The sequence below is a fragment of the Polynucleobacter paludilacus genome, from assembly GCF_018687595.1.
GTDB lineage: Bacteria > Pseudomonadota > Gammaproteobacteria > Burkholderiales > Burkholderiaceae > Polynucleobacter > Polynucleobacter paludilacus.
In genome coordinates this window covers 1,250,385-1,265,895 of record NZ_CP061298.1, presented here as the reverse complement: position 1 = coordinate 1,265,895, position 15,511 = coordinate 1,250,385, and the positions used below count along the sequence as shown (strand labels likewise).

General features: G+C 47.8%; 20 protein-coding genes and 1 other RNA gene. 8 read left to right on the top strand and 13 right to left on the bottom strand.

Going from position 1 to position 15,511, the window contains the following annotated elements:
• Nucleotides 1-28 precede the first annotated feature (28 nt).
• The 3 genes from AOC06_RS06695 to AOC06_RS06685 form a co-directional block, all read right to left on the bottom strand.
• Nucleotides 29-955 carry a dihydrodipicolinate synthase family protein gene (locus tag AOC06_RS06695; RefSeq protein ID WP_215379663.1) on the bottom strand — a complete coding sequence of 309 codons (927 nt, stop codon included), beginning with the start codon at nucleotides 953-955 and terminating at the stop codon, nucleotides 29-31.
• Nucleotides 956-1,027: 72 nt separating this feature from the next.
• Entirely contained in the window at nucleotides 1,028-2,233 is a 1,206-nt protein-coding gene (locus AOC06_RS06690; protein WP_215379660.1) for an MFS transporter, read from the bottom strand.
• 9 nt (nucleotides 2,234-2,242) lie between these two features.
• Nucleotides 2,243-2,905: a site-2 protease family protein gene (locus AOC06_RS06685; protein WP_215337929.1), complete on the bottom strand. Its 663-nt coding sequence runs from the start codon at nucleotides 2,903-2,905 to the stop codon at nucleotides 2,243-2,245.
• 28 nt (nucleotides 2,906-2,933) lie between these two features.
• Between AOC06_RS06685 and AOC06_RS06680 the strand changes: the two genes are divergently transcribed.
• Genes AOC06_RS06680 through crcB form a run of 4 tightly spaced genes read left to right on the top strand, consistent with a single transcriptional unit; the run spans nucleotide 2,934 to nucleotide 4,475 of the window.
• Complete coding sequence (locus AOC06_RS06680) at nucleotides 2,934-3,104, top strand: hypothetical protein (protein ID WP_215379657.1); 171 nt, start codon at nucleotides 2,934-2,936, stop codon at nucleotides 3,102-3,104.
• A 43-nt stretch (nucleotides 3,105-3,147) separates the two neighbouring features.
• The gene (locus AOC06_RS06675) at nucleotides 3,148-3,285 is read left to right on the top strand and encodes a hypothetical protein (RefSeq protein ID WP_215335991.1); all 138 of its coding nucleotides are present in this window, start codon (nucleotides 3,148-3,150) and stop codon (nucleotides 3,283-3,285) included.
• A gap of 22 nt (nucleotides 3,286-3,307) precedes the next feature.
• Nucleotides 3,308-4,084, top strand: coding sequence for a 4,5-DOPA-extradiol-dioxygenase (ygiD, locus tag AOC06_RS06670; RefSeq protein ID WP_215379655.1), 777 nt, complete (start codon nucleotides 3,308-3,310; stop codon nucleotides 4,082-4,084).
• Between the two features lie 7 nt (nucleotides 4,085-4,091).
• Nucleotides 4,092-4,475, top strand: a complete 384-nt coding sequence (gene crcB, locus AOC06_RS06665) for a fluoride efflux transporter CrcB (RefSeq protein ID WP_215379653.1) — start codon at nucleotides 4,092-4,094, stop codon at nucleotides 4,473-4,475.
• Here crcB and AOC06_RS06660 read toward each other — a convergent pair.
• Genes AOC06_RS06660 through AOC06_RS06640 form a run of 5 tightly spaced genes read right to left on the bottom strand, consistent with a single transcriptional unit; the run spans nucleotide 4,468 to nucleotide 8,926 of the window.
• Nucleotides 4,468-4,989: a chromate transporter gene (locus AOC06_RS06660; protein ID WP_215379652.1), complete on the bottom strand. Its 522-nt coding sequence runs from the start codon at nucleotides 4,987-4,989 to the stop codon at nucleotides 4,468-4,470. The genes crcB and AOC06_RS06660 overlap by 8 nt on opposite strands.
• The gene (locus AOC06_RS06655; protein WP_215379650.1) at nucleotides 4,989-5,525 is read right to left on the bottom strand and encodes a chromate transporter; all 537 of its coding nucleotides are present in this window, start codon (nucleotides 5,523-5,525) and stop codon (nucleotides 4,989-4,991) included. The genes AOC06_RS06660 and AOC06_RS06655 overlap by 1 nt, the downstream gene beginning before the upstream one ends.
• A 12-nt stretch (nucleotides 5,526-5,537) precedes the next feature.
• Nucleotides 5,538-6,521, bottom strand: coding sequence for a D-2-hydroxyacid dehydrogenase family protein (locus tag AOC06_RS06650; protein WP_215379648.1), 984 nt, complete (start codon nucleotides 6,519-6,521; stop codon nucleotides 5,538-5,540).
• 4 nt (nucleotides 6,522-6,525) lie between these two features.
• Nucleotides 6,526-7,899: an MmgE/PrpD family protein gene (locus AOC06_RS06645; RefSeq protein WP_215379647.1), complete on the bottom strand. Its 1,374-nt coding sequence runs from the start codon at nucleotides 7,897-7,899 to the stop codon at nucleotides 6,526-6,528.
• 31 nt (nucleotides 7,900-7,930) lie between these two features.
• Entirely contained in the window at nucleotides 7,931-8,926 is a 996-nt protein-coding gene (locus tag AOC06_RS06640; protein WP_215379645.1) for a Bug family tripartite tricarboxylate transporter substrate binding protein, read from the bottom strand.
• An 81-nt stretch (nucleotides 8,927-9,007) separates the two neighbouring features.
• On the opposite strand from AOC06_RS06640, the gene AOC06_RS06635 reads away from it, so the two are divergent.
• Entirely contained in the window at nucleotides 9,008-9,310 is a 303-nt protein-coding gene (locus AOC06_RS06635; protein ID WP_215379642.1) for an antibiotic biosynthesis monooxygenase family protein, read from the top strand.
• 12 nt (nucleotides 9,311-9,322) lie between these two features.
• Here the strand turns inward: AOC06_RS06635 and AOC06_RS06630 are convergent, their stop codons facing one another.
• Nucleotides 9,323-10,093 (bottom strand): sulfurtransferase, encoded by a 771-nt coding sequence (locus tag AOC06_RS06630; protein WP_215379639.1) that lies wholly within the window; start codon nucleotides 10,091-10,093, stop codon nucleotides 9,323-9,325.
• A gap of 86 nt (nucleotides 10,094-10,179) precedes the next feature.
• Here AOC06_RS06630 and AOC06_RS06625 point away from each other — a divergent pair, with 86 nt between their 5' ends.
• The 3 genes from AOC06_RS06625 to AOC06_RS06615 are packed head-to-tail and all read left to right on the top strand — an operon-like array spanning nucleotide 10,180 to nucleotide 12,929.
• Complete coding sequence (locus AOC06_RS06625; RefSeq protein ID WP_215335974.1) at nucleotides 10,180-11,178, top strand: tripartite tricarboxylate transporter substrate binding protein; 999 nt, start codon at nucleotides 10,180-10,182, stop codon at nucleotides 11,176-11,178.
• A gap of 21 nt (nucleotides 11,179-11,199) precedes the next feature.
• Nucleotides 11,200-11,754 carry a carboxymuconolactone decarboxylase family protein gene (locus AOC06_RS06620; RefSeq protein ID WP_215285486.1) on the top strand — a complete coding sequence of 185 codons (555 nt, stop codon included), beginning with the start codon at nucleotides 11,200-11,202 and terminating at the stop codon, nucleotides 11,752-11,754.
• An 8-nt stretch (nucleotides 11,755-11,762) separates the two neighbouring features.
• Nucleotides 11,763-12,929, top strand: a complete 1,167-nt coding sequence (locus tag AOC06_RS06615; protein WP_215285485.1) for a 50S ribosomal protein L11 methyltransferase — start codon at nucleotides 11,763-11,765, stop codon at nucleotides 12,927-12,929.
• A 67-nt stretch (nucleotides 12,930-12,996) separates the two neighbouring features.
• On the opposite strand, the gene ssrA is transcribed toward AOC06_RS06615, so the two are convergent.
• The 4 genes from ssrA to ompA form a co-directional block, all read right to left on the bottom strand.
• Nucleotides 12,997-13,355: a transfer-messenger RNA gene (ssrA, locus tag AOC06_RS06610) on the bottom strand.
• 70 nt (nucleotides 13,356-13,425) lie between these two features.
• Nucleotides 13,426-14,097 carry an HAD family hydrolase gene (locus AOC06_RS06605; protein WP_439650701.1) on the bottom strand — a complete coding sequence of 224 codons (672 nt, stop codon included), beginning with the start codon at nucleotides 14,095-14,097 and terminating at the stop codon, nucleotides 13,426-13,428.
• The gene (gene ubiG / locus AOC06_RS06600) at nucleotides 14,097-14,792 is read right to left on the bottom strand and encodes a bifunctional 2-polyprenyl-6-hydroxyphenol methylase/3-demethylubiquinol 3-O-methyltransferase UbiG (protein WP_215379634.1); all 696 of its coding nucleotides are present in this window, start codon (nucleotides 14,790-14,792) and stop codon (nucleotides 14,097-14,099) included. Before ubiG ends, AOC06_RS06605 begins: the two co-directional genes overlap by 1 nt.
• Before the next feature lie 63 nt (nucleotides 14,793-14,855).
• Nucleotides 14,856-15,425, bottom strand: coding sequence for an outer membrane protein OmpA (ompA, locus tag AOC06_RS06595; protein WP_215285482.1), 570 nt, complete (start codon nucleotides 15,423-15,425; stop codon nucleotides 14,856-14,858).
• Between the last annotated feature and the right edge of the window lie 86 nt (nucleotides 15,426-15,511).

Sequence of the window (15,511 nt, the reverse complement as noted above, 5' to 3'; positions counted from 1 at the left end):
AGAAACTATTTGTTAGGCGAGCGCTAAATTACAGACCTGGCATGTCAAAATGAATCGCTTTTAATTCACTCATCAATTGCCCTTGCTGATCTGCACTCAATTGCATGAGTGGCGGACGTACCCGAAGCCAATCAGGATCTTTGCTAAAAAAGGCGAGCGCTGTTTTCATGCCAGCAATCATTTGGTACTTATCAAATACAGAGCGAACTCGATCTAAGGCAGCTTGCTGCTCGGCAGCATTACCGTCTTGCCAATTTGCAGCAAGTGTGGCTATTGCCTTTGGATTCATATTTACAGTCGCAGAGATGCAACCAGCGCCACCTGTTTTCATGGTGCGCAATAAGAAAGCTTCATTACCGGCATAGACTCTAAAGCCATGGGGCGCCAAGAGCTTAATCACGGATTCTGTATAAGCCCAGTCTCCGGAACTATCTTTCATACCTACGATGGTTTTTGGATAGGTCCTTACCAAGCGATCTAGTAAAGAGAGACTCAATGTGACTTTGGTGACGGCAGGAATGTTATAAAAATACAGTTGTAAAGCAGAGTTGCCAACCTTTTGAATCACTTCAGAAAAATACGCAAACAATCCATCATCCGAAACATCTTTGTAATAGAACGGCGGAATCATGAGGACGGCAGCGCAATGATGTGCTAGTGCATGATTCGTCATGCTGACTGCGGCATCGATAGAAGTGGCACCGGTACCACTCATAATGTGGGCAGGATCTATACCCCCTTCAATCAGCTTGGTTAACGCCTCCATTTTTTGACGAGCCGACATCGAGTTTGCCTCAGAGTTGGTCCCAAATAATGCGTGGCCAACACCATTACTTGCTAGCCACTGACAGTGCTTTAACAGGCGCTGATGATCGACATTGCCATCGGCCATAAAAGGAGTCAGGACTGGTGATAACACTGCAGGCAAGCTGGAGGGGTGGAGGGTAAAGGTCATAGGTGCTCCAAATCAGAGATAGGGTGTCAGATGAAATTGAATGGGATAAATCATACTTCTAAATTCCTTGTCTTAGGAAAGATCCCGAATATGCAATTTACGTAATTGTGGGGCTAGTTTGGAGGTAATCATGACTACGGCAATAGTGGCAATTCCGCCGAAGATGATAGAGGGAACTAGGCCCATCAAGCTTGCAGCGATTCCAGACTCTAAAGCCCCCAGCTCATTAGAGGACCCAATGAAGATCCCGTTAATTGCGCCAATTCTGCCGCGCATATGATCTGGGGTGGTGAGCTGAATAATGCTGCCACGAATGACCACGGAGACTGAGTCACAGCATCCTGAAATAAATAGGAAAAATGCGCAGACCCACAAGCTATTGGAGAGACCAAAAGCAATGATGGCCAAACCAAATCCAGCGACAGCAAGCAGTAAATATTTTCCTGAATCCATCACGAGAGGCCTGCTTGCTAAATAAATTCCAGTGATGACCGCACCCGCTGCAGGCGCAGCACGCAAGATGCCCAAAATCTCAGGCCCAGCATGTAAAACTTCTTTAACAAAAGCAGGCAATATCGAAACTGCGCCACCAAATAAAACGGCAAACATATCCAAGGCCATAGTGCTGAGAATGAGCTCATGCCCCTTCACATAATGAAAGCCTTCCAGAAAACTCTTCAAAAAGTTTCCGGAAAGATTACCGGTATTTTCTTGTTTAACCTTAATTAAGCTGACACCATACAAACCAATTGCGCCGGCAATAGCCGCTACAAGATAGGTCCACTCAAGCCCAGCAAAACCAATTAATAGTCCACCTAATCCAGGGCCGGCTACGACACAGATCTGAAACGCAGAAGAGGCATAGGCTGTATAGCGAGCTAAATGTTCACGTGGAATGACTTGTCCAAATAAAGCTTGGTAGGCGGGTCTCATCACAGCGCGGCCAACTCCAATCAAAGCCACTGCGGTGTAGATCAGGGGGACCGGAGGGCTTAACCAACCCAATGCAATTGCTGTAAGAAACAAAGCCACACTCATGTGAATGCAACACGCTACAGCAGCAATCTTTTTTCGAGAGTAGTGATCAACTGCATGCCCCGAGTACAGGGCGAATACAAAGTAGGGTACAAGCTCAGCAAGACCAACCAAGCCTAAGGAGACGACACTATGAGTGATTTCATAGAGGTGCCATCCCACCGCAACCATCATGATTTGGTAGCTCAGGGTATTGCCAACGCGATACAGCAGGATGGTTTTAAAGCCCTTGCTAGGCGACATCGAGTTCAATTAGAAAATCATCCGCAAAGGTGTCATCAGGAGATCAATCAGACGCAAGAATAGATTACTGAGAGGCTGCATCCACAGTTCGCCAATAATGCCCGTGAATACCAGAGCCAAAACAATAAAGAATCCCCAGCGCTCTAATCGATCGAAAGCTAGGGATTGACGGGTGGGGAGTAGGCCTGACAGAATGCGACCGCCATCTAAGGGTGGAAGCGGAAATAGGTTAAACACGAGAAGGCCGATATTCCACATCACTCCTGCTTGAGCCATGCCTGTCAGAAAGGCTTCCTGAATACCGAGCCCCTGAATCACCACCCAAGCCATGGCCCAGATAATGGCCTGAATCAAGTTTGCTCCTGGTCCTGCCAGGGCTACCCAAATTGAGTCTGTTTTGGGGTGACGTAGGCGGTCAAAGCGGACTGGTACTGGCTTGGCATAGCCTACCAAGAAGGGTGAGCCAGCCAAGATGAGCATTAAAGGGACTAAAACAGTGCCTATTGGGTCAATATGTTTTGCTGGGTTCAGGCTGACTCGTCCGAGGACGTAGGCGGTGTTATCACCGAAGTAGCGGGCGGCATAGCCGTGCGCAGCTTCATGGATCGTAATGGCAAAAATTAAGGGAATCGCATTAATTGCGATAGCTTGGATAGAATAGTCAGTAATCATGGCAATATGATATCGATAGGAGACCATTGTGACTGATGATAAAAAACCCGTAGCAAAAGTGCCTGCTAAGCCCGTTGTGGTCGCTAAGCCTGCCTTGCGTCCTCAGCCCTCCAAGGGCCCACAAGCTGGCGGCGGACGCCCTCAGGCTGGTTTTGGTGGGGGTAAGGGGATGATGCGTAAGGCTGGTCGGGGCCGATAGTGGATAATTAATCCATTAATACTGTATTTACTAAGGATTTGGTATGAATGAATGGCAAAACGAACCCAAAGAAGTGATCAATAAAAAGATCATCACCCTGGTGGTGATGTTGGCAATCGCTACTAGCTTGGCGATTTTATTTGCTCTGGTTGCCGCCCATATCGGCTACGTTTTCGGTTAAAAGTAGCATTTAGATTCCTCATATGACTCACCGTCAGCCTGCAATCTTTGTGGGTCATGGTAGTCCAATGTATGCCCTTGAGCCCAATCGTTATACCGATGCTTGGGCCAATTTAGGTAAGTCGCTTAAACGACCCGATGCGATTTTGATGATTTCAGCGCATTGGGTAACCAGAGGTATTTGGGTGACGGCGATGTCTGCGCCCAAAACTATTCATGACTTTGGTGGCTTTCCAGAGGCGCTTTTCAAGATTCAGTATCCCGCTCCTGGTAGTCCAGCATTAGCAGACCGTATCCAAGAATTACTCAGCATGCCAGTAGTTCTTGAAGAGCATGAATGGGGTATCGATCATGGTGCTTGGTCTGTTCTGAAATATCTTTTTCCCAAGGCAGATGTTCCAGTTGTGCAGCTTAGTCTGAACGGCGCAATGAACGCACAAGCACATTACGATTTGGCAAAGCAGCTACAAATTTTGCGTGATGAAAATATTCTCATTATTGGCAGTGGTAACGTAGTTCATAATTTGCGCACGATCGACTGGCAGAGTGATGCAAAACCTTATCCTTGGGCAGAATCCTTTAATCAGTTTTTCATTTCTCAAATCCAGGCCAATCAGCATCAGCAGTTAATTGAATGGGAGCAATTTGGCGAGGCTGCGCACTTATCTATTCCAAGCTCAGAGCACTATTGGCCCGCACTCTATACCCTCGCATTACAGGCCAAAGGAGAGCGGGTTGAGCTCCTAGTAGATGGTATTGAAATGAGTTCAATTAGTATGCTCAGCTTTTATTTACAATAGACCAATTATGTGGCTATCCGTTTGCGCAATCTTCGTTGGTGCTGGCTTTGGTGCTTTGCTCAGAGCGGGCTTTAACTTTTGGACGATTAATTCACCTTCAGTGATTCCGATGGGCACTCTGCTGTCGAACATGCTCGGCGGCTACCTGATTGGTTTAGCGGTTGCCTTTTTTGGCAATAACCCAAGCCTCTCTCCTGAGTGGCGCCTATTAGTCGTTACGGGTTTTCTGGGCGGCCTAACGACATTCTCCAGTTTCTCTGCCGAAGTAGTTGGCTTTATGCAGCGTGGTGAGTTCACTTGGGCGCTCGGAACAGCAGTCATTCATTTGGTAGGCTCCTTGACACTGACCTTCCTCGGCATTATGACTTTTCAGGCCTTATTTTCTAGATAAAACCAAGCCCGCCGAGTAGTGCGCCTAGAGCAATCAGATACAAGGGATGCCAGCGTGTCAATAAAACAATCGCAATGGTGAGTCCACTTAATAGGTAGGCCATCAAGTCATGATTAATCTGTAAGGCGATTTCGAGAGCCGAAGAGAGCACTAAACCAATCGCCAAAGTAGCAGCGGCATATTGCACCACCTTCTTCTTCATGGGATCTTGCATCTTCAAGATAAAGCGTTGCAAGAAGAACACCAAAATCCCAGCAGGCCAAATAATGGCAAAGGTGGCCATAAATGCGCCCAGCAATCCGCTCACATGCCACCCAATGAGGGTAACCGTCATAAAATTGGGGCCGGGAGCGGCCTGAGCAATTGCAAAGTAATCCGAGAAGGTTTGCAGATCTAACCAATGCTCTTGATGTACAGCTAGTTCCAGTAAGACGGGAAGCAGGGCATTGACTCCCCCAAAGGCAATCAGAGAGAAGGCCGAAAACTTCAGGAACAGGGTGATCAGCGTTGACATTATCTTTTTGCTTTATGCCACGCTAAGAAAAATGCTACTGGTGATGCTAGTAATACAACCCAACCTAAACCGAGGTGAAAAAAGCTTGCTGCAATCATCACCACAACGACTACCAGCAAACTGGGCGGATAGTGGAATTCGTCTTTGAGCATCTTAAATCCGGTAGAGGCAATCAATCCGACCCCTACTGCAGAGATGCCTCTTAAGATGCCACGCACAGACTCTAAATCACGAAAGTGGTTATAGAGTAAGGCCAATAAGATGACGATACAAATTGGCCCGAGAGAGAGGCCTAAAACGGCAGCGATTGCCCCAGTTACCCCGCAAAATCTGGAACCCACACAAACCGCTAAATTCGTCACATTCGGGCCTGGAACAATTTGGCAGATGCCGAGCATGGCACTAAATTCTTCAGAGCTGAGCCACTTTTCCTCTTCCACAATGGTGCGTCTTGCCCAAGGCAGCACTCCCCCAAACCCCGACAGACCGATCCTCGAAAAGCCGATAAAAAGTTGGAGGGGCGTGAGGGTTTTCAAGGGGATTAAAAATTATTGTGGCTTGAAGGGCATGGGTACTGGCTTCTGATCTAACCAAGCTTCTAAAGTTTCAGTGATGCCTTTGGAGAAAGTCTCAAAAATCGGCTCTGCAATAAAACCCAAATGGGGTGTGACCAGTAAGTTGGGGGTATTGCGGAGGGGATCATGTTGAGGAAGTGGCTCGAGATCGAAGACATCTACCGCAGCTTGTCCTGGCCTGCCAGCGACTAATGCTTTTTGCAGATCGGCCATATTAATGAGTGCCGCACGCGAGGTGTTAACCAAGATTGAATCTGGGCGCATTAGTGCTAATTGTTCTGCGCTAATGAGGCCTTTCGTGCCTGGACCAGCAACCAAATGCATCGTAACCACTTTGGAGGTGCTGAGCAATTCTTCCAAGCTAACTGACTTCGCATTTTCTGCTGCAGCTCTTTCTGGTGTCATGCGTGGACTCCAGGTGACTACCTCCATGCCGAATGCTGCGCCTACTCTTGCTACTCGACTACCAATTGCACCTAAACCCATAATGCCAAGACGCTCGCCTGATAGCATCGGAACGAGCGATAAAGAATCTCTCCAGCCCCCTGTGGCGATTAAATGATTTTGTTCAATTAAGCGCTTAGAGGCGCCCAAGATGACGGCCCATGTGAGCTCAGCAGTGGTCTCTTTTGATGGGCCTCCATGGGTGCATGCCATAGGGATATTTCTTTTTACTAATGCCGCTGCCTCGAGTGTGCCATTGCGCTCCCCGGTAAACATCAGAAACTTGAGTTTTGGTAAACGCGCAATCATTGCCTCATTGAAGGGCGAGCGGTCACGCACGATCGCTATCGCATCTGCATCTTTTACTGCCTCATATAAGGCTTCATCTCGCAAAGGCTCGTGATGAATGGTGAGGCTCGCACGTTGGTCAAGTTGATCCCAGGATGAGAAACGACGTAAGGCTTTTTCGTAGTCACCCAGAATCACAATGGTCGGTTTGGTAGTTTCAGTCATTGCTTTAATCTGGTGTAGAGAGTTGAATGATTTGTTTGAGATCGGTGGCTTTGCTGAGATTCCAAAGCGCTGAAATCAATTGAACCGTTTTTTGTTTACCAATAATTGGTTCAGCCAGACTGGTAAATTTTTGCTCAAGGTTAGCGTCGCTCATGGGGTTTTCAACAGAGCCAATGGCATTCTTTACAAAGACATGAACTTCTTTGCCGTCCTTCAGAATCGCCGTGACATCAACAGAGGCTTCGCTAATATTGGTATCAGTAGTGGCATTGACTTTTGCTCTCAGTGCTACAACGTCAGCCCTATTGACGAGGTCATCGTCATATTCACCTTCACCGGCTTGGCCAAACATGAGACCCATTGCACAGCCGTGATAGACGCTGAATTTTCCTTCTAAACCCGTTTTTGGGGTTTTCTTGCCGGTAAGTTCAAGCACGAGTGGGTGAACACGCAGCTCAATCCGCTCTACATCATCCGCTTTAACTCCTTGGGCACGCAATTGTGCGCAAGCATCAATTGCAGGATGAATCACAATACCGCAAGCGAAGGGTTTGTAGGTATTGAGTGAGATTTCAAAAGACTTGCCGAGGTCGCGATCAATTTCTGACCAATCATTTTTGGTGGAAACAGTTTGCATATATCCTCGACCAGCCTCTAATGCACGTAAGCTTGCGGTAAAGCCGTGTTTCGCTAAGAGGGCTGACATTTGTCCTGCGCGTGCGGCTGCACCAGGATGAAAGGGTTTAGTCATCGTTCCAAATTGCTCGCGCATACCAATCGGTTGTGAGGCGGCAATACCTAAAGCCATGATGGTTTTATGAGTGTCTAAACCCAAAATACGTGCACATGCTGCTGCTGAACCAAGCATGCCAGTTGAGCCAGTAATATGCCAGCCACGATGGTAGTGATCGGGATACATCGCATTACCCACTCGACATTCCACATCGATACCGAGAACCATCGCATCAATGATTTGACGACCATTGGTATTGATGTGTTCACCAAGCGCCAAGATGGCAGAGGCTACTGGACCAGCTGGATGAATGACGGTCTTGAGGTGTGTGTCATCAAAGTCGAAAGTATGTGAGCTAATGCCATTCACCAAAGCAGCGCCACCCATATCCACGCGCTCTTTGCGCCCCAGGATGGAGGCTTGAGGCGCTGGTTGAAACTCTTGAACAGCTGCCAGCGAAGATGTAACGCTCTCGTGCTGGGCTGCACCAATTGCGCAACCTAACCAATTTAAAAAAGTACGGTGAGCCTCATGCTCAACCTCTGCAGACCATCCTTGAGATGGGTGAGTGCTGACAAACTCCGCTAGGGTTTTGGTGACTGGTGGAGCATTCAAATCGGCTGCGGCGGCGATAACTTGTGACATAAGAATTCCTAAAAAATAAAGAGTGGGATGATTATTCGATTTCGATGTGACGGTCTTTGGCTACCTTGCTCCAGCGTGCAATGTCATCTTTAATATAAGAGCCAAATTGCTGAGGAGACATTGGCATTAAAGTCATTGCCTCAGCAGACATTTTGTCTGCAAACTCAGGACTAGCCAATGCTTTATTGAGCTCGGCATTTAATTTAGCAATGATTGCTGGCGGCATATTCGCAGGACCCGCAATGCCATACCATTGCTGACCTTCAAAGCCGGGATAGCCTAATTCTTTAAAGGTTGGGATCGAGGGGTCCGCTGGACTGCGTTTGAGGCCGCTGACGGCTAGGGGGCGTACCCGATCGGTTTTAATATAGGGCAGTGCTGCAAACAAGCCTGGGAACATGGCATCAGTTTGACCGCCGATTAAGTCAGTAAAGGCGGGCGCAATGCCGCGATAAGGGATGTGGACCATAAAGATCCCAGTAGACATCTTGAATTCTTCCATAGATAAATGGGTCAGCGTGCCTGGACCGGAGCTGCCATAGCTGAGCTTAGATGGATTCTTTTTTGCATAGGCAATAAATTCACTCAGTGTTTTTGCAGGCACCTGAGGATTAATGATGAGGACATTGGGGGTTGCTCCAATCATGCCGATTGGGCTGAAGTCCTTAATCGCATCGTAATTTAGCTTGCGAACTGCTGGGTTTGTACCGTGTGTTCCAACATAGGCAATCATCAAGGTGTAACCATCTGGATTGGCTTTTGCGGTGGTAATGGCTGCGATCGCACCACCACCGCCAGAAAGGTTATCAACAATGACGCTTTGCCCCAAATTCTTGGATAAGCGTTCTGCGACTGCCCTGGCAATATTATCTAATCCGCCGCCAGCAGATACTGGCGCAATCAGTCGAATCGGTTTTGTGGGGTAAGCACTTTGACTATGCGCGACAGGGCTGAAAAATAGTGAGCTACTCGCCAGTGCTAATGAGGACAAAAAAATCGGCAGCAGCCGATTGCAATATTTAGACATGTCTCGCATCCTTAGGTTTGGATTAATATGTTGTTGTGTAGGAATTCTACTATTTAGTCTCACATCAATAAGGGAATCGCCATGATTTTGGAAGTCGCCGATATTGAAATTGATCCAAGTCAGCAAAAAGAGTTTGAAGAGGCTATTTTGCGGGGTATCCACACCGTGATTTCGAAGGCTAAGGGGTTTCAAGGCTTTAAAGTGAATCACAGCCAGGAAAGCCCAGGCCGCTATTTACTCATGAACTATTGGGACACTCTCGAGAATCACACCGTAGACTTTCGGGGATCTCCTGCCTTCACGGAGTGGCGCTCGATTGTGGGGCCATTTTTTCTGAAACCACCAGTGGTAGAGCACTTTGATTTGGTGGGTAAGTCGGCGTAGTGAGTCTATGAATTAGCCAGCTTGAATTTTTTTACGAATTGAGTGCTCGGGTGGAATGATGTCCAAACTCGGCTCGAGTGCCTCACGTTCATCAAACACAAAGCAGGACCCCTCGTAATGGGCTGCACCAACTTCTTCAAAGTATTTCAGAATTCCACCTTCCAACTGGTAGGTGTGCTCCATGCCGATCTCACGCATATACAAGCCAGATTTCTCGCAGCGAATGCCACCAGTACAGAAACTCACTATCGTTTTGTCTAGCAATTCTTCTTTGTGTTTCGTAATCGCCTCTGGAAATTCGGTGAACTTTTCAATATTGAAGTGCAGGGCATTTTCAAAAGTGCCGTAGTCAATTTCGAATGCATTCCGCGTATCGAGCATGACGACTGGCCGTCCCAAATCATCAGTACCACGATCTAGCCATTCTTTTAATTTCTGGGGGGCAATAAAATTAGCTCGACCCTTTTCTGGCTGAATGCTCGGGTGATTCATGCGAATAATCTCGCTTTTGAGTTTGATCAGCATTTTTTTAAAGGGCTGCTCATCTGACCAGCTCTCTTTTGCCTCGATAGCAGCAAAGCGGGAGTCGCTACGTAGCCATTTTAAGAAGCCACTCATCTCTAGCTCTGCACCAGCAAGAAATAGATTGATGCCCTCACCAGTCAGCAAAATGGTCCCTTTTAAATGTCGCTCATTACACTCCTGAAGCATGAGCGCGCGTAACGCGTCGAGCTCATCGAGGCTGACAAATAAATAGGCGGCAATGTTCAGAATGGGTTTCATGGCTTTAGTCTCTGCTACACCCCCTATTATCAAACAAGGAGCTCTGGGAGTGGTAATCTTATGTCCTTAAGTGGAGGAGACCTGTCATGAGACACCTATTTAATCAAATCACTCGAGCCCTATCGATGGGCCTTATTTTGTGCGGTATGAGCAGCCTCGTGCTAGCTGCAGATCCTGGGGTTGGTACTTGGCCTACCCAGAAGCCAATCCGTTTAATTGCAGTGTTCCCAGCAGGGGGGTCAGTTGACCAGGTGGCTCGTATTTTGGCGCCAGCGCTTCAGGCAGAATTGAAGCAGAGCGTTATCGTAGATAACGTGGGTGGTGCATCTGGCGTCATTGGAACTTCCGCAATGACTCGGGCAGAACCAGATGGTTATACCTTCGCGGTGGTCTTTGATACTCACGGCGTCAATCCCAGTCTCAAAGATAAGCTCCCCTATGACACGATTAAAGATATTGCTCCCGTTGGCTTGATTGGAACTTCCCCAATGGTCCTTGTGGCCAGCAAACAATCAGGGATCAAGAGTTTCAAGCAATTGGTTGAAGAGTCAAAAGCAGGCAAGAAATTTAGTTATGGCTCAATTGGGATTGGTAGTCTTGGACATTTGGCCATGGCCCGTTTAGCCAAAACGGCAGGTTTTGATTGGATCCACGTACCGTACCGTGGCGGCGGCCCTTTAATGCAAGACGTCTTAGGCGGTCAGGTACCTTTGGGTGTTGGTTCCCAATTCTTGGTAATGCCCCATATTGAAAACGGCGGAGTTGTGCCATTAGTGATTACAACCGCCAAGCGCTCTCCTGAATTACCTAATGTTCCAACGGTTGCTGAAAGTGGTTTTCCGGGCTTCAATGCGCCTGCTTGGTGGGGTTTGTTAGCTCCAGGCAAGACACCACCTGCGATTGTGAAAGCGATGAATGTAGCGCTCAACAAGGCTCTCAAGAATCCTGCGGTGTCTGATAAGTTTAAAGCCCAGGGTATTCAAATCGTGGGTGGTAGCCCTGAGGTATTAGGTGATTTCGTTGGCAAACAAATTGCAATCTGGGGTAAGTTTGTTATTGAGAACAATATTAAAGAAACCCAATAAATTATTTGAGTGATAAAGCCAATGAGTAAGGAACGCTCTCAGCGACTAATTGACTACCAGCCGATGGATTTGTCTGAACCTGCAGAATTGGTTGCTGCCATTCGGAAACGACGCGGTGGAAAGTTTATTAATTTAGATCGCATGCTCTTGCATAGTGTGCCGATTGCTGAGGGCTGGAATCATTACATCGGGGCAATCCGCAATCACCTTTCCTTGGATCCCAAGTTACGTGAACTTGGGATGTGTGGAGTAGCTGTTTTGAATGGCGCTGAATACGAATTCATTCATCATGCGCCACCCTTCAAAGCGGCTGGTGGGACACAAGAGCAAGTGGATGCGCTCCGTTTGTTGGGACAAGCAAGTTTCCCGAAACCATTATTTAGTCCAATTGAGCAAGATGCTGCTGAGCTCACCTTGCAGATGACTCGCAATATCAAAGTTGATCCAGAGTTAATGAAGCGCTTACATGTAGAGCTGGGAAATACTGCAGTAGTTGAGTTAGTGAGCGTGATTGCTGCCTACAACATGGTCTCGCGCTTTCTGATCGCTTTAGACGTTACCCCCGAAGATCACTGACTCCACCCTTGAGCCCCGATCAATCCATCAGCTGGGAAGAGGATGGTGTTAGCCACTCTGCCTTTTGGCGCTCCGAAAATGGGATTCGACCTCACCAAAAATTGGTGATTGGCGATGACACTCTGACTGCAGATGCTGCTTATCGAATGGCTTGCGAGGGGACCGCCATTCTATGGCGCGGAGATTTTCAGAATGCCCGTCAGCTTTTACAAGCACTAGCCCGCAGGCTGGATAAGCCTTCTAAAAAATCACAGCGGGTCAAAAAAGAGCCTAATCAAGGCCCGCTTGATCTTTTTAATTTGCATCGTCTGGCGCAATCTCAACGAGCTCGTATTTTAGGTATGCTCCTGATTGAATGTAATGCCGATCACCACATTCATTTGAGGCGGGCGCCCGATATTGCCCAGGCTTGCCAAGAGGCTTATGGCAATACTCAGTCTTCTTACTTAGTCTCATTGCGTGAGTTGTTGGGTGTGGTGGGCGCACATGAATGGCGAAAGAAAGGTGTTCTCATTCCTGCCTTGAGCGCAGAGAAAGCGTTTTATATCCATCCTCACTATGGTGTGTTTTCACCAATACGGGGTGAATATATTGATTTAGTAAACCAGGCACCTTTACCTAAAGCGCTGAGTAAAAACGCGATTGCCTTCGATATTGGCGTGGGAACCGGGATCTTATCCATCATACTAGCAAGCAGAGGTGTAGTAAAGATCATTGCGACAGATTTGGATCCAAGAGCACTGGATTGCGCAAAAGATAATATCGATCGATCAGAGTTTGCTGGGCAGATTGAGTTACTCAAGACGGGCGTATTCCCCCCCAGTAAGGCGGCGCTGATTGTTTGTAATCCTCCTTGGCTGCCCGCTAGGCCGAGTTCATCAATAGAGGGCGCGGTCTACGATCCCAACAGTCAAATGCTCAAAGGATTCTTATCGCAACTCAAAGATCATTTGTTGCCTGAAGGGGAGGCTTGGTTAGTCTTGTCTGATCTAGCCGAACATTTAGGATTACGTAGTCGGAGAGAGTTAGAGCTTTGGTTTGATGAGGCCGGAATGAAAGTCATCCATCGAATAGATACAAGGCCGCATCATCAAAAAGTGTTTGATCAAGCAGATGCATTGCATACTGCTCGCAGCAAAGAAGTGACATCGCTGTGGCGACTCTCTTTAAAGTAAAGCGTAAACTAAAAAAGATCGAGAGCAAAAGACAAACCCCTCTAGCTTCAGAGGGGTTTGCTTTAAATGGTGGAGTCGGCGGGAATCGAACCCGCGTCCGCAAATCCTCCACAACAAGTTCTACATACTTAGTCATATCATTTAATTTAACCAACTAGGCACGGACTGACACGTTCCTCGTTGACGATTCACTAAGTTTTCGTACTATCCCACGTGACACGAGATAGTCTTATCTCTTGTAAATGACCCTGATCTAGCTTTCGCTAGCTGACCCAAGAGAGAATCAGTTCAGGGGCAACCGCAATTAAGCGGCTAGTGCGTAACGTTCGTCGTTAGCAGTTATTACATTCCCATTGATTTACGAGATAACGGGTCCTCGGTATGCCCTTGATGCTTTGTAATCCACGTCGAAACCATGTCGACCCCGGAGTTAATGCATAAGAGGGTCTATTTTAAGGCGGACCGCCTAAAAAAGCTCGTTACTTTTACTAAAGTCCTATGAGTGAGCTGGAAAGATGATTTCAAATAATTCATGTGGGGTTTTAACTAAAAAGTCTGCTCCCCAAGTTTCGGGGGGTTCTGCGCAGCCGCAGTAACCATAGGCTGCAGCTACAGTCTTCATGCCGGCTGCCTTGCCTGCCACAACATCCCGAATATCATCGCCGACATAGAGTCCTTTAGTCGGATCAATCTTGGCTAGCTTGGCAGCATGCAGGATGGGGGCGGGATGGGGTTTGGCATGAGGAGTAGTGTCGCCTGATACCGTTGACGCTGCTCGCTGACGCAAGCCCATCTGTTCAGTCAGGGGATGCGTAAAGCGTTCCGACTTATTGGTCACAATGCCCCACGGTAGATTAGCTTGATCAAGTTGGTTGAGTAACTCATCAATGCCTTCGAATAAAACACTATTTACTAGTAGGGCATTTTCATAGTTGGTAAAAAATTCATCTCGCAAGAGATTGAAGTCGGGATGCTCCGGGTCTATCCCAAAAGCACCTGCGATGAGACCGCGGGCGCCTGCAGAGGCTCGAGGGCGTAATAGTTCATATGGCAGTGCAGCCTGCTTGCGGGCAATGAGTAATTGATTTGCGGCGGCAACTAAATCAGGTGCGGTATCTGCTAGGGTGCCATCCAAGTCAAAAAAGACCCCCTGATAAGGGCTTTGCATCAATTGCATTTGCGAACAGCAATCATGTAATTGACATCCATATCGCTCCCTAGCGAATAGACTTGGGTAAGTGGGTTGTAGCTCATCCCTTTCATTCCGAGCAGTTCTAATTCTGCCTCACGAGTAAAGGCAATCAACTCAGATGGCTTGATGAATTTAGCGTATTCGTGAGTCCCTTTGGGGAGCAAGCGAAGTAGGTATTCCGCCCCGAGGATGGCAAATAAATAGGATTTGGGATTGCGATTCAAGGTGCTGAAGAAAAGGGTGCCGCCAGGCTTGGCTAGTGTGGCGCAGGCCCTGACGACCGATGCGGGATCCGGCACATGCTCAAGCATCTCCATGCAGGTCACAACATCATATTGACCAGCATTTTCACTGGACAGCGCCTCTGCTGAGATGGCGCGATAGCTGAGTTTGGCGCCAACCTCGAGGGCATGTAATTCAGCAACTTTGAGCGCTTTTTCAGAGAGGTCAATGCCGGTGGTATCAGCCCCAGACTGCGCCATAGATTCCGCCAGGATTCCGCCGCCACAGCCAACATCTAACACTTTCTTTCCCGCCAAACTGCCGAAGGATTGAATCCAATCCAGGCGCAACGGATTAATTGCATGCAAGGGCTTAAATTCACTATTGGGGTCCCACCAGCGATGGGCTAGGGCGCTAAATTTAGCGATTTCAGATTGATCAACGTTCATGTTACGAATATAGCGGAAATAAAAAAGCCCGGCAGAACCGGGCTTTTTTAGGTTTGAAGCAGATTACTTAGCTGTACCAACAACTTCGATGTCGGTGCGGCGGTTCTTAGCGCGGCCTTCAGCAGTTGCATTGCTTGCAACTGGATTGCTCTTGCCTTTGGATTCTGTGTAGATGCGGCTTGCGTCAACACCCTTGCTTACGAGGTAAGTCTTAACAGACTGCGCACGACGCTGACCGAGGGCCATGTTGTATGCATCTGTACCAACGCTATCTGTGTTACCAACAGCGATGATGACTTCCAACTTAATCTTGGAGAGATCAGCAGCGATCTTGTCCAAAGTAGCCTTACCTTCAGGTTTCAAGTCAGACTTGTTGAAATCATAGAGGGTATCAGCTTGCAAAGTGATCTTGCTTTGGCTAACGCCAGCAGCGGAATGGCCTTCTTGCAATGCGCCATCGCAACCTTTAGCTGCAGTTGCAGGTGTCCAGTTGTTATCACGCCAGCACAATGTACCGTCGCCGTTTTTCCAGTTCAGGGAGCCGTCGCCGTTTTGCCAGTTATCAGATGCCATTGCTGCGGTTGCAGAAACGGTAATAACAGAAGCGAGCAACAGTTTTAGGGTTTTGTTCATTTTTAGTCCTCAAAAATCTCTTTTTAATTAAAGTCAAACTTAAATGTAATTCGCCCTACTTTGAAGCAAAAACACCGCAAAGCGAC